This window comes from Symmachiella dynata (assembly GCF_007747995.1).
In the GTDB taxonomy this organism is placed as follows: domain Bacteria; phylum Planctomycetota; class Planctomycetia; order Planctomycetales; family Planctomycetaceae; genus Symmachiella; species Symmachiella dynata.
Window position 1 is genome coordinate 2753924 of sequence record NZ_CP036276.1, and the last position, 12986, is coordinate 2766909.

At 55.7% G+C, this 12986-nt stretch carries 13 protein-coding genes; 8 read left to right on the top strand and 5 right to left on the bottom strand.

Annotated elements, in window-relative coordinates:
- Positions 1 to 265: 265 nt before the first annotated feature.
- Positions 266 to 1861, top strand: coding sequence for a hybrid sensor histidine kinase/response regulator (locus Mal52_RS10610; RefSeq protein ID WP_145376040.1), 1596 nt, complete (start codon positions 266 to 268; stop codon positions 1859 to 1861).
- A 23-nt stretch (positions 1862 to 1884) separates the two neighbouring features.
- Here the strand turns inward: Mal52_RS10610 and Mal52_RS29710 are convergent, their stop codons facing one another.
- The 3 genes from Mal52_RS29710 to Mal52_RS10630 form a co-directional block, all read right to left on the bottom strand.
- Positions 1885 to 2490 (bottom strand): hypothetical protein, encoded by a 606-nt coding sequence (locus Mal52_RS29710; RefSeq protein WP_197534808.1) that lies wholly within the window; start codon positions 2488 to 2490, stop codon positions 1885 to 1887.
- A gap of 193 nt (positions 2491 to 2683) precedes the next feature.
- Positions 2684 to 3256 (bottom strand): hypothetical protein, encoded by a 573-nt coding sequence (locus Mal52_RS10625; RefSeq protein WP_145376044.1) that lies wholly within the window; start codon positions 3254 to 3256, stop codon positions 2684 to 2686.
- Positions 3257 to 3359: 103 nt separating this feature from the next.
- The gene (locus Mal52_RS10630) at positions 3360 to 4784 is read right to left on the bottom strand and encodes a DUF1501 domain-containing protein (protein ID WP_145376045.1); all 1425 of its coding nucleotides are present in this window, start codon (positions 4782 to 4784) and stop codon (positions 3360 to 3362) included.
- Between the two features lie 173 nt (positions 4785 to 4957).
- On the opposite strand from Mal52_RS10630, the gene Mal52_RS10635 reads away from it, so the two are divergent.
- The 7 genes from Mal52_RS10635 (at position 4958) to Mal52_RS10660 (ending at position 10023) form a co-directional block, all read left to right on the top strand.
- Positions 4958 to 5374, top strand: coding sequence for an acyl-CoA thioesterase (locus Mal52_RS10635; RefSeq protein ID WP_145376047.1), 417 nt, complete (start codon positions 4958 to 4960; stop codon positions 5372 to 5374).
- A gap of 3 nt (positions 5375 to 5377) precedes the next feature.
- The gene (locus tag Mal52_RS10640; protein WP_145376049.1) at positions 5378 to 5857 is read left to right on the top strand and encodes a hypothetical protein; all 480 of its coding nucleotides are present in this window, start codon (positions 5378 to 5380) and stop codon (positions 5855 to 5857) included.
- Positions 5858 to 6158: 301 nt separating this feature from the next.
- Positions 6159 to 6503: an RHS repeat domain-containing protein gene (locus Mal52_RS10645; RefSeq protein WP_197534809.1), complete on the top strand. Its 345-nt coding sequence runs from the start codon at positions 6159 to 6161 to the stop codon at positions 6501 to 6503.
- Positions 6504 to 6512: 9 nt separating this feature from the next.
- Positions 6513 to 6773, top strand: a complete 261-nt coding sequence (locus tag Mal52_RS30475) for a DUF6966 domain-containing protein (RefSeq protein ID WP_420824942.1) — start codon at positions 6513 to 6515, stop codon at positions 6771 to 6773.
- A gap of 369 nt (positions 6774 to 7142) precedes the next feature.
- A complete protein-coding gene (locus Mal52_RS10650; RefSeq protein WP_197534810.1) occupies positions 7143 to 8186 on the top strand; it encodes a Tle-like phospholipase domain-containing protein in 1044 nt (347 codons plus the stop codon).
- Positions 8187 to 8219: 33 nt separating this feature from the next.
- The gene (locus Mal52_RS10655) at positions 8220 to 9080 is read left to right on the top strand and encodes a transposase (protein WP_145376054.1); all 861 of its coding nucleotides are present in this window, start codon (positions 8220 to 8222) and stop codon (positions 9078 to 9080) included.
- A 226-nt stretch (positions 9081 to 9306) separates the two neighbouring features.
- Complete coding sequence (locus Mal52_RS10660; protein WP_145376056.1) at positions 9307 to 10023, top strand: ankyrin repeat domain-containing protein; 717 nt, start codon at positions 9307 to 9309, stop codon at positions 10021 to 10023.
- Between the two features lie 605 nt (positions 10024 to 10628).
- Here Mal52_RS10660 and Mal52_RS10665 read toward each other — a convergent pair.
- Together Mal52_RS10665 and Mal52_RS10670 are read right to left on the bottom strand one after the other, a co-directional pair.
- Positions 10629 to 12251: an ArnT family glycosyltransferase gene (locus Mal52_RS10665; protein ID WP_145376058.1), complete on the bottom strand. Its 1623-nt coding sequence runs from the start codon at positions 12249 to 12251 to the stop codon at positions 10629 to 10631.
- Complete coding sequence (locus Mal52_RS10670; protein ID WP_197534811.1) at positions 12200 to 12982, bottom strand: glycosyltransferase family 2 protein; 783 nt, start codon at positions 12980 to 12982, stop codon at positions 12200 to 12202. The genes Mal52_RS10665 and Mal52_RS10670 overlap by 52 nt, the downstream gene beginning before the upstream one ends.
- Between the last annotated feature and the right edge of the window lie 4 nt (positions 12983 to 12986).

Below are 12986 nucleotides of genomic sequence, written 5' to 3' on the forward strand. Positions count from 1 at the left end.
CCAACTTCTACCACGCAACCAGCGGGATTGGCAGACTGTAGCAGGACCGATGCGATTCAAACTGCGCGAACGCCCCCGCGCCGCTGCCGGGTAAAAGCTATTGCGATGTAAGCCTAATGTAAGACAACGGTTCAATCGCTTGGGCTTCACCAATTTGGGTTCGCTGTGATGTCGGAATGTTGTGGTCTTCAGAATATCGTGTAAAGTCTGGGGAAACCAATTCGGCGCTCGAGTCATTTAGCGGGATTAATACAAAGTTCAAAACATGAGTTCGACGAAACAGGATACTCAATTCGCCTGGAGAGCCATGTGCATCTTCCTGGCCTTGGGAGGTTGGATTTGTTTGCTCAAGTCCATCGAGCGATTTGGGCTGATATCTGCGATGAACGTCAGCCTGTTGCGGTTGATTTCCAGCGTGGTCTGTTTTGCCTGGCTGGCGAAGAATTCGCTCAATCGTCGTATTTCGACAGCGATTCGAGCCACATTTCTGGTGTTTGTTGTCAGTATCACCCTGGAAATGTTCTTCGGAGTCACTGAGGATGTTGCCGCTTGGAAGGAGGTGGCGATTGTCGGGCAGAATAGCGAAACACGTCGGTTTTTCGAGCAAATCCTTTCCGGGCTGTGGTTTGGCAGCGGCTTGTTTTTAGTCTATTTGATGGTCAGGTCACTCGAACAAACCACGCGAAAACTCGAAGCGACCGTCGTCGAATTGCACGAGTCGCAAGAACAAAATATTCGCCGGGAACGCTTAAGCGCTTTAGGCGAAATGGCCAGTGGCGTGGCCCACGATTTAAACAACACACTGGCCCCGGTGGTCGCCTACACCGAATTGCTTTTGATCGATACGACACTCTCGTCCGAGCAACGCCGCCGTTGCGAGTGCGCACTGCGAGCAGCCACCGATGCGGCTGCTGTGATCAAACGGCTGGGACAATTTCATCGGGGGCAGGACGCGCCCGCGGAGAATAAACGGGTCCATCTCAAGGAATTGGTCTCGCAAATTCCACTACTCACCCGGCCAAAATGGCGAGACGAGGCGCAACTCCACGGTTGCACGATCAATATACGGCTGGATTTAGAAGAGGTGCCCCCCGTGCGGGGCAGCGCCGCTGAATTGCGGACCGTGCTAACAAATCTTGTCTTCAACGCCGTCGATGCCATGCCCAACGGCGGCCTGATTACGCTCAGACTCTTCGGGCAAGGGGAGTGCGTCGTCATGGAGGTCATCGATACCGGCATCGGGATGGACGCTGAACAGGCCGCACGCTGTTTTGAACCGTTTTATAGCACCAAGACCGAAAAATCCGGCCTGGGGCTCAGCGTCTGCCATGGCATTGTGGTGCAACATGGCGGGCAGATCGAAGTCGCTGCCAACGCCGGGGCCGGTTCGATCGTTCGCGTGTCGCTGCCGATTGCCGATGTGGATCAGCTTTCCACCATCGTTACACCCGTCCCCCAGGAGCAGGGCACGCCGCTGCGTTGTTTGTATATCGAGGACGATGCCGTCGTCCGCGATGCATTTGCCACAATGTTCGAAGCAATCGGTGTGAATCTGAACGTCGCTGCCACCGGTGCCGACGGTTTGAAAATGGCGCAAACGAATCACTACGACGTGGTCTTCACCGATTTGGGAATGAAAGATACGGATGGCGCCGACGTCCTGGCAGGTATTAAAGACCAAAATCCAGAAGTACCGGTCGTGATTATTTCCGGATGGCCGCGCGAAGAGGTCGACGCTTGGTTTACCGGCAATGTGAAACCGGACCACATCCTCGAAAAACCGGCAACCCTCAAGAACATTCAACGCATCCTAGCAGCGATCAAAGCACCGACCCGCAGCGACGAATCGGTCAAAGTGTGATGCAGATGTCGCTTTCAGTGCAATCACTCCTGCGACGTTTCCGCTTTCCAGTTGACCGTCTTCGCCAACTTCCGGTCTAGAGTCGCCCACTTTCCGGACTGAGCACTGAACGTGGAAACGAAATCTCCATGGATAAACGTGATGTATTCCATACCAAATGACTGATTTATTCCGTCGCCAACCGGGATTTTGAGTTCATCCCAATTTCCGGTCACCGCGCTATAGGCATAAACCCGTTTGCCAACAGCTAAGCTCACCATATTTAGACCGACTGTGGGAGTGATCGGCCCTTGCTCACCCTTTTCAATCTCCAACGGTTGAATGCTCCAAAGACCAAGCTGAGAACTGTACGCGGCAATCCGTGCTTTATCCTCGGAAACGACCACCGCTGTCGTCAGCGACTGAATCATGCTCCCGTTTTGGATTGGCGGAGCCCCACCAAAACCACCGCCGCCGAATCCACCGCCACCGCGACCACCAAAGTCGCTGCCGCGACCGCCTTGAGCTGGATTGCCTTGTAATCCGTTCGCCCCCTTGCCACCAAACTGCGCATTCGCCGGCAGCATGGCCCAGGTCACTATCACACCCATCGCAGCAATGGCCGTCAAACCGTACGCGAGTCGCTTCATCGTCTTCTCCTTACCAAAAAAGAGGCCGGCGCAATCCGAGCGTTGCGTCCTGGAGAATGAAACGCGATTTCGGCGAGGAATTCACTTTGAAATTGCGAAATGAGGGGGAGGGGGTAGAGAAATCGCCCTCGATCGGGTCAGCTTGCGTTACTAAGTGCGCATGTCAGCTAAACTGATCCAACACCTTCCGGTATTAGGCTTCCTGTGCGTCCGACGTGTTGTAAGTGCGCTGGCGTAAAAAGAACTTCCAGTACGTGTAAATCATATATCCGCCGACGCAACCGGGAATTACCCAGGAAACTGGTTCGATAGCGCTCATGTACCACGGCGGTTCGGCAAGGTCGGCCAACAGAAGCATGAAAGACATGCTCAGAATCATGAGCATGAATGACAATGCGAAGACGAACATCAACCAACAAAAAACGAATCCGTAGAGGAAGGCGTGCGAAAACTTTTCAGGCTGCGGATAGCGGAGATGGCAATAGCCGAGCACGGTGACCATCGGCCACCAAAACCAAAACACGACAGCTGCCAAATACCCGTGCGGGCGATGCCCAAACATATCTAAGAACGTCGCGGTGATCGAGGGATATGTGCTATACCCGAAACGTGCGTGAATCAGCGCCGGGAATTCCCAAACAACCACTTGCAGAAACAGGCCAACAAGAAACAAAGTCAGCCCGCTGACAGCGACCATTGCAATGGCCGCATCGCGCCGTTGATGGAAAGGAACTGCCTGTAGGAGCGCGTTTCTAGCTGTTTGCATGCGACCAGTCCATGCGCGAGGAGGTGGTGGTCCATGGGGGAGCTATGATCAATAACGCGAACGCTCAGCGTTATTCACTCCGCACAGAGAATTCGCCAGCAAATCACCCAAACAATTCCACCACCGGATGGCCTTCACTAATGCGCGTCGGGCGGCCCGCTTGGCTGTAGACCGCTTCGTCCGGTGAGAGTCCGAACGCGTGGTGAATTGTCGCCCCCAAATCGTCCGGGCTGACCGGGTGGTCTTGCACATAGGCGGCATGCGCATCGGTGCTCCCATATACCTGTCCGCCGCGCACTCCGCCGCCGGCCAAGACCGTTGATTGGCAACCGGCCCAATGATCCCTCCCGGCCAGCTTATTGATCTTCGGTGTTCGTCCAAATTCTCCCGTCACCACCACCAACGTTTCGTCCAACAGACCGCGATCGTCAAGGTCGTCCAACAAAGCAGTGAACGAACGGTCAAACGACGGCGTGCAGTACTCGTGCCGCAACATCGTATTGCCCCGATTCGGCCCCCCGCAGACCGGCCCGTCGATGCCGTGATTGTCCCACAAATTGAATTGACAACCATCCGGCCCGAAGAAGGTCCAAAACAGATTTACCATCCGCACACCCGCTTCGACCAACCGTCGCGCCATCAAAAAACTTTGCCCGTATTCATTGCGCCCGTAACGTGCGCGCGTCGCGTCCGATTCGAGCGACAGATCAAACGCTTGTTTAGCTCCTTTGTCCGACAGCAACGAAAACGCGTTGCGGTAATGTTTGTCCAGATCGGCACCTGCGGTCGAATGCTGGTGCAGGTCCGTTGTCCCCTCAATTTGCTCAAGTAGCTTTTGCCGTCCGGCGATGCGTCCCGCGGGGACAATCGGTTGAATCGCATCCACCTGGAACAACTCGTGCGACAGCGAATCTTGCTTTGGTTTGTTGAGCATGAACGGATCGAACGCCGGTCCCAAAAATCCGCCGGTTTGCCCTTTGAAAAATACCGAGCCGGTCGTAAATGGCCGCGGAACCGTAACCCACGCCGGCAAATCCCCGCAGCCTCCCAACAGATTATGCAAGATCGCACCAAACCCCGGATGATCGCTGCGGGTGGGGAAGGTCTCATTGGGACGCGGGTTCTTTTGCCCTAACAACGAGTCCATAATCGCCACGCCATGCGCTGCGGAGTAGGCGTACTGTGAGCGGAGGATCGCAAATTTATCCGCCCGTTGCGACGTCAACGGCAACAGGTCGCCGATCTGAATCCCCGGCACATTGGTATCGATCGGCTGATATTCGCCGCGGATTTCCAACGGAGCATCCGGTTTAGGATCCCAGAGATCAATCTGCGAGGGCCCCCCGCACAAAAAGATGTAGATACAATTCTTAGCGGTCGCTGCCGGACGGGGGTGGGCCGATGGCGTCTCTTCGGCCCGCAGCAACTTCGGCAGACTCAGCCCGGCCACGGCGAGTGGACCCATCCGCAATAGGTCTCGACGCGATATCCGCGGCAGACCGCCAACAGCCGGGAACAGATTCAGCATCGCGGCCTCCCTTAAGGCTTGAGGCTTGAGACGACAGGCTTGAGAAAACGTGCAGGCCGGCTCGGCAAACGCCCCTTGCCACACCTGCGGCCGACAGCCTAAAGTCTACAGCCTGAGAGAATTCGCTGTCAAAGCCAAGCCCGGCGGACAGTTGTCGCATATGGAGATCGAACATGCCGGCCGTTTATGAACATCATCGCACTGTGCTCGATGCGGAAATCGATGGATTGGGACATGCCAACAACGTGGTCTACCTGCATTGGATGATTGATGCCGCCGTCGCCCATTCCGCTGCCCAAGGTTGGACCGGCGAGCGGTATCAGGAATTGGGGACCGGCTGGGTCGTGCGTCGTCACGAGATCAACTACCTGCAACCCGCATTCGCCGGTGAGGAAATCGTCGTGCGCACCTGGGTAGCCGATATGCGGCGCGTGCAATCGCAAAGACGGTTTGTCATCGAACGCATCCATGACGGGGTGAAACTGGTCGAAGCGACGACGAATTGGGCGTTCATCAATTTCAAAACCGGAGCCCCGGCACGCATCCCGGCCGAAGTCACCGACTCGTTCGAGATTGTAAAGGCCGAGTGAACCATGCGGGTGCATGTCGAATCCCAACTGGACTGCTCCGCCCAGACCGCTTGGGAGCACGTGAAAACCAGCGCCATGCTGGTCGCCGTCTCGCAGCCGATGGTGGATCTGCGTCCGTTGCCGGGCGAGGAGTTCCCGGAAATCTGGCAACAAGGCATGACCATCCGCTGCCGGTCGTTCTTGTTCGGTTTTTTACCGCAAGGCACGCGGGAATTGTATTTCGAACGGGTGGATGACACGGCTCGCGAAATCCAGACCCGCGAACACGATGCCATGATTCGCCGTTGGGACCACCTGATTCGCGTCCAATTCGTTAGTGAGGAGGCTAACCAAAAATCGACCTGCCTCTATTCCGACACAGTCGAAATCAACGCGGGCTGGCTGACACTGGGCGTTTGGCTGTTTGCAAGCTGTTTTTACCGTCATCGCCAACGTCGCTGGAGACGGATGGCGGCGACTTTTTCGAGCGGCGAGAATTCTTAAACAACTCTTTTTTAATTTTCTGTGAAAAATTTGCGAAGAAATTGTTGTTTTTTGATTTGGCCTGCCTATGATTTAACTGACCCGGCTAGAGCAAACAGTCCAGTTTAATCACTGGAGCGAGCGCCTGTTTGTTCGCCGGGTTATTTTTATGCGCTGACCGCGGGGCTGTGTCAGCGACGCCGGACAACAGTTGTTCGTTTGAAAAATCTCAACCCCCAATGTAGACGTCACACTGAGGCCGCCCAGCACACAATGTGTCAGCACCGTCCGTCGCAACGGCGTCGACCTGGCCACAGCGGAGGTGACGACCTACAGCTACGATCTCGTCGGAAACCTGTCCCGCGTCGATTACGCCAACGGCATGATCACCACCTACGAGTACGACGCGCTCAATCGGCTGGACGTGATGACGCATTATTCGCCGGACGAAACGCCGGAGAACCTGGCCGACAACGAGAAACTGGCCGAGTACGACGATACGCTCTTAATCGATCGCACACTATTCATGGGGAAGTCCACTCACGTGTATGTTGGAGAAACCGGTACACAGGGTGGCTTTTACGTTGGTGGAACACAACAGATAGCGATTCCTCGATCGTGGGCGATTCCCAGATCTGAAGTAGTTGTTAACAATCCCCTTCATTGAGAGTTCAATATGACGATAGAATCATTGCTCACGAACATCGCCAACCTGCTAGACGCCCATGGACAAACCGAGTGGGCTCAGTCCTTTCGCCGGCTTCACTCTGACTACAAGTACGATCCAGAAATGACAAAAGGTCGAATACGTTCCATCTACGGCGGGTCGGGGTCTTTCAATGACATCGTCCTCCATGACCCGAATGGCGTCCCTTTGATCGATGAGAACAATGAATTAGACCAGATGCGGTCACAGTTGTTTCAGTCGTGTCGATGACGCTCAAGTACTTTTACGACAGCCACAACAACGCGGGTGGCCCCGAAAGATTCTGCTTTCGGGGCGGCGAAGCCGCAGGAGATGTTTGAGAATAGGCAGCAACGTTACGGCAAGACCACCCACCGACTTCGTCACCCAGCAAGAATCGACCTGGGCCACCCGGGACGACAAGTTCGCCCGTACTGCAGACAACGAGCCGCTGGACCCTGTTGTGACGACCGGTGAGAGGGGATGTGACTGAAGCCGGTCCAGCGGTTCGTTTTCCCCACAGCATCACACATAAGACGCCCCCCAACAACCAGCCCGTGCACGCTCCGCCCCAATAGCCACGGCAGCACCCACACCGTCCTCGACGCAACAGCGGCGTTCGTGCAGCACTACGCCTACACCGCCTACGGTATAGCGATCGGCTTCGACGAAGCGCAGGCGCTAACAACCCTACTCTACAGCGGCGAAGCGTTCGACAGCCGCGTGGGGCTGCAATTCCTGCGGGCCAGATGGTATGATCCGAATGCCGGGCGTTTTAATCGCCTCGATCCGTTCTCTGGCAATTTGAGTGACCCGCAGTCGCTGCATAAGTACTTGTATACGCACGGCGATCCGGTGAATGGGATTGATCCTGGTGGCCGTGAGTTTACCCTTCCCTCAATGTTGGGCGTGCCTGGTGGAGCAGCTATGGTCGGGTCAGTCACAGCCTCAAAATCGGCCAATCGCTGGAAGACTGCGGAGTCTTGGCTGGATTTTCTATTTCCCGATGCTAATCTGAAAGTGTTTGGTCTATATCGTGGTCCAAGTGAGCCACTTCTCCGTAAATCACGGGAGCATGCTAAACTGGCAGAGGCTGTGTATGAAGAAACTCGTCCATTAGCTGGAGTTGATGGATGGAAGTATTTAGTAGACACGAACGCATCAATTGTTGATGACTTTACAGGATTCAAGTCAGGGCTATTTCACAAAGATGGAGAATATGTTTTGTCCTTTGGTGGAACAGATGGTCCCGACTGGAACGATATTATCAACAACGTTAGTCAAGGCGTCCTTGGGATTTCAGCGCAGTACACACAGGCAATTGAGACTGCAAAGTATGTGATTGACTCCTACGGAAAGAACGGAGAGAATGTGATATTCGTTGGTCACTCGCTCGGAGGCGGGCTTGCTACCGCTGCTTCAGTAGTTCACAGTAAAACTGCATCGAGATTCAACGCTGCAGGGGTCAATGAACATACGGTAGCAGGCCATGATCTCAGTATGGCGACACACTTGGTGAACGCGTGGCGGGTTCGTGGTGAACCGCTTACAACACTACAGGATTATGGTGGCTCTCCTGCCCCAGTTGGCTGGCTGCTTGGTAAGATCCCTTATGTTGGAAAATCGCTTCAGATCTTTGATTGCTTTGTTGAAAACACCGCTTGAATTGTTGTTAGCGGCGCGCTAAATGTACCTGCTATGAGCAAGACACATCAACCAAACGTGCTGTTGGAAGTCGCCTCGCTGTCGATGCGACTATCTACGAAATTCGTCCAACCTTATTCGCACCCCAAAAGCCCGCAGAAATTCACGCAGTCGCAACTGCTGACGATCCTGATTCTCAAAGCCTATTTGAAGACGACCTATCGCGGCATCATCGAAATCCTCGGCGCATCCGACCAACTGCGAGAACGGATGGAACTCACGCGCTTGCCGCACTACTCGACGCTGAAATACTTCGCGGATCGCTCGCACGTTCTGGAAATCACCGACGCCATGTTGGCGGAGATCGTCAAGGAATATGCTGCCGATGCGGACGAGGCGTCGATCGATTCGACCGGTTTGGAAACATCCTCCGCCAGTGCGCATTTTCGTGTGCGGAGCGGAAAAACGCGAAAGAAATACGTGAAACTCTCGGTCTGCATCGTGGCCGGTTCGATGTTGCCAGCCGGCCTGGTAGTGGGTTGGGGGCCGGGCAACGACAAATGCGAAGCGCCCGAATTGCTCGAAAAGGTGCGGCACGTCACGCAGCCCAAACGCCTGTTCGCTGACGCGGGTTATGATGCCGAGTGGATTCATATGTATTGTCGCGAAGGTTGGGGCGTGCAAAGTTGGATTCCGCCGGCGGTGCATCGTACGGACGGCAGCGTTGGCGGCGAGTATCGCCATCAGATGACGAAACGGCGGCTGAAGAAAAACGGTTACGGTCGGCGTTGGCTGGTGGAATCATTCATGAGTGGCTTGAAGCGAACGATGGGCTGTGCGCTCGCTGCCCGCTCCGAAAGCAGCCTATTCATCGAAGCCGGCCTCAAAGTCCTGGCATACGCCCTGCGGCGTTAGCTGGCGGTGAGACATAATTAGTCAGTTTTCAACAAAGCAATCTTTGATAAAGTACTGAATCTTATAGGTGAGCTCGCTCCCGACTCGAACGGCACAACGTATTGGTTGGAAGACTATGGCACACCGTTCTACGGAAGACACAGCATTGGGGATTCAGTCATCCCTGCAATGGAACGACTTTATGATCGGTTATACACGTGACCATGCTTAATCTGGAGGAGTGTACGTGCGATTTCTACAATTGTTGGCTCTACCTGTGATCTCTATTGGAGCTTTTTCAATGATCGGATGCGACGCCAGAAGCGGAGGTGTAGACATCTGGAACGCAGTCGCAGCTGACAGCATCGATGACGTGCGGGTATTTGCGCAGTCTGGCGGCAATCTCAACCAAAAGAACGCCAGCGGGGAAACTGTGTTAATGCATGCGTTGGAGAAGGGAAGTCTCGCGAGTTATGGAGAATTATTGGCACTGGGTGCAGACCCCAATATTCCCATGAGCGACGGTAGAACAATCACGGCGTGGGCTATTTCGAAAAAGGAGACTGACTGGTTGCGACTGGCATTGGAGCATAAAGCAGATCCAAATATGCTGTCGATGTCGCGAGCATCAAAGTTCGATCTTCCGCCACTGCGATTCGCAACGAGCAGTGGCACTCTTGCCCATGCTAAATTGCTTGTGGAGTACGGTGCCGACGTAAACTACCTTAATGCGGCCAAGCAACGGCCTTTGATTTTCGCAATGGGAATGGGACGCTACGATGTCGTGATTCTACTGCTCGACGCGGGCGCTGATTTCAATGCAGCAGACACCGAACCCCATTCATTCCTAGATGAAGTTCGAAGATTGAGCGAGGACAAGGAAAGTTTGCTTGTAGTTCCGAAGTTACGGCAGCAATTTGAAGAAGTCGAGGCATGGCTAAATGCTCACGGCGTAAAATTCTAGTCCGTTATCAGTTTTCGAGGTTTGTCACGAAAGATTCTTTCGGCGCACCAGAATCGCGGGAACAGTTTGCGAATAGCCTGCTACGCTCCGGCAAGACCACCCACCGACATCGTCGCCCCAGCGAGAATCAACCGGGGCCACCCGCGACGACAAGTTCGCCCGCCCTGCAGACAAGGAGCCTCTGGACCCTGTTGTGACGTCCGGTGAGACGGAATGTGACTGAAGTCGGTCCAGAGGCACGTTTACTCCACAGCATCACACGTAAGACGCCCCCCCAACAACCAGCCCGCGCACGCTCCGCCCCAACACCCACGACAACCCCCACACCGTCCTCGACGCAACAGCGGCGTTCGTGCAGCACTACGCCGACACCGCCTACGGCCGGGCGATCGGCTTCGACGAAGCAGCCGCCCTGACAACCCGACTCTACAGCGGCGAAGCCTTCGACAGCCGCAGACCATCCCGCGTGCCGATGCCGTATTGACCTCCTAAAAAGGCCGCCAATGATTTCAGGGATCCAAGAGTCCCCCCTTCTCGACGCAATTTCCTGAGAGCGATTCCAGACCTTGCCAAATGGTCACCCCCGCTCGCCTTTGGAAAGCCGGTTACCTGTGGGCGATTGAATCTTCTGCTTCCGTAGCCGTCACCAGCGGCGTCGATTCCACCCGGTACAGCGTTGCATCGATTTCGCGTAGGCCGTGGAAGCTGAAACTTCGCTCTGGGGTTAATTTCCACCGCGTCCAGCTTTCGATGATCGGAACCTCCGGTGCCGGGGCGATCAGCCATTGCGGGCGTCGCTCCAGCAGGTCGCGGGGGTCGGGGAATTCTTCGTGCAGGTCGAGTTCGTAGGAAATCAGCGGATGCGAATGATAGACCAGGACCGGTTGCCCGTCGGTCTCTGTTTTCACATCTCGCACGAAGGTGGCGAATTCTTGGTAATCCACGCGCGGTCCGACATTCGCGTAGTGATAGTACAAGCCGTGCGCGCCGAGAAACGCCAAGGCCATCACCGGCATGGCCAGATCGCGCCGCCAACGGATCGCGGCAATCGTCAACCCGCCCGCCACTGCTGTGGCTACGGCAATCGCGATCGCCAACTTCCCCTCCGCCCGGAAAGAGACGACCAAGCCGCCAATCGCCAAAACCGCTCCGGCCGCCAGTGGAAACCAGGCCCTCTCGCGTCGCGCGAGCAGCACGGCCATTTGCTCCAGGGCCAACCCGGCCAACATGAACATCACCGGATAAACCGGCAACAACAAGTCATGTCGCTTCGAGGGGATTGCGCTGAAGAACACAAAATACGCCGCCGCCCAGATCACTAAAAAACGAATCTGCGTCCAGTTCTCTTGGCGACGATACGCGGCAATCGCTGTCAGCACCCCAATGAGCGACCAGGGGGCGATCCGTGTGAATAGGTGGCTGATGTAATAATAAAACGGCTGCGTCTTGACCGACGAACCGGGCAACCGCCGCGCCAATTCGTTATTGAGTACCGATTCCCGAAACTCCGGCAGGCGCATCACAATCAGCAGCCAAGTCGCTGTCGCAATGGAAAAGATAATGAGGCCCGGCAGCGCCACACGCAGCTTGGCCACCGACGGACGTTGCCCTTCACGAACCGCCCAGAGCACCAGAAAAATCCCAAACAAGCACGGTCCAACCGGTCCCTTGGCCAGCACCGAGGCAGCCATGATGATTCCCAGCACCGACGATTTCCACCACACATCCTTCACCGCCACCAAGACATAAATCGCGGCATAGACCGTCGCCGTCATCAGCATATCGGTCCGCGCGAACCACATCAATTTGGTGAAATGATGCGAAGCAATGCAGGCCATGCAAGCGAAGAACGCCGCCGGCTGTCCGAGAAATTGCGAGGCCAACCGGTACAGTAACACCAGCAACAAACCCGCTGCCAACAGCGAGGGCAGTTTGATCACCCACGGGGCCGTCGATCCGGCCGCGCGGCAGAAACCGGCGGCCATCCAGTTGTAGAGCGGCGGTTTGGTGGCGATCAGGCCGTTGACTTCAAATTGGGTCTCCCAATGTCCGTGATGCAACAGGTCCATCACGTAGCCGACCTGCTTGTTTTGATCGCCTTCGAAAAAATCATTAGGAGCGGACAGGCGCAGCATCGCCGCAACCGCGAATAACAGCACCAGCCAATAGGGATGCGTCAGTCGTCGCAACTCTTGATGTGGTAACTCAGTCGAGCCGATCGCATCCATCGTACAGCCAACATGTCTAAAAAAGGGCCGATAAGACGATTGAAAAAGCCGTACTTACTTTGGCCCGCCACGCGCGGGCGGTCCGTCACATCGACCTCCACCACGCGATAACCTTCAATCGCAAACAGGACCGGCAAAAAACGATGCATGCCGCGATACAGTTTGACCGACTTCAGGCAGCGGCGGCGAAAGAGTTTGAATCCGCAATTCACGTCGCGCAACGTATCGCCCAGCACCGCGCGGCGAATGGCGTTGGCGAGTCGTGACGAGAACCGCTTGCTGAGCGTATCGCGGCGGCGCATTCGGCGGCCGCAAACCATGTCGGCGGTCGCGGCTGCTTCGACCAAGCGGGGAATGTCCCGCGGATCGTTCTGGCGGTCGGCATCCATCATGATGACCCACTTGCCGTTGGACAGCGTAAAACCGGCGTGCAGCGCGGCGGTCTTACCGCAATTGGTCTCCAGCCGCACAACGCGGACCGTCGGGTCGGCGGCGGTTAACCGTGCTAGAACCGAACCGGTGTAATCCCGGCTGCCGTCGTCAACAAATACGATCTCAAAAGTCCCTTCGACCTCCTGCATCGCCGCGATGATTTCGGCGTAAAGCGGCTCGATATTGTCCGCTTCGTTGTAGGCGGGAATCACAATCGAATACGCAGTCATTTGCGCATCGAGCGGCGTCGCCCGTGCGAAGGGGCGTTTGATGTCGGCGGTTTGTGAAGAGTCGTGCATGACG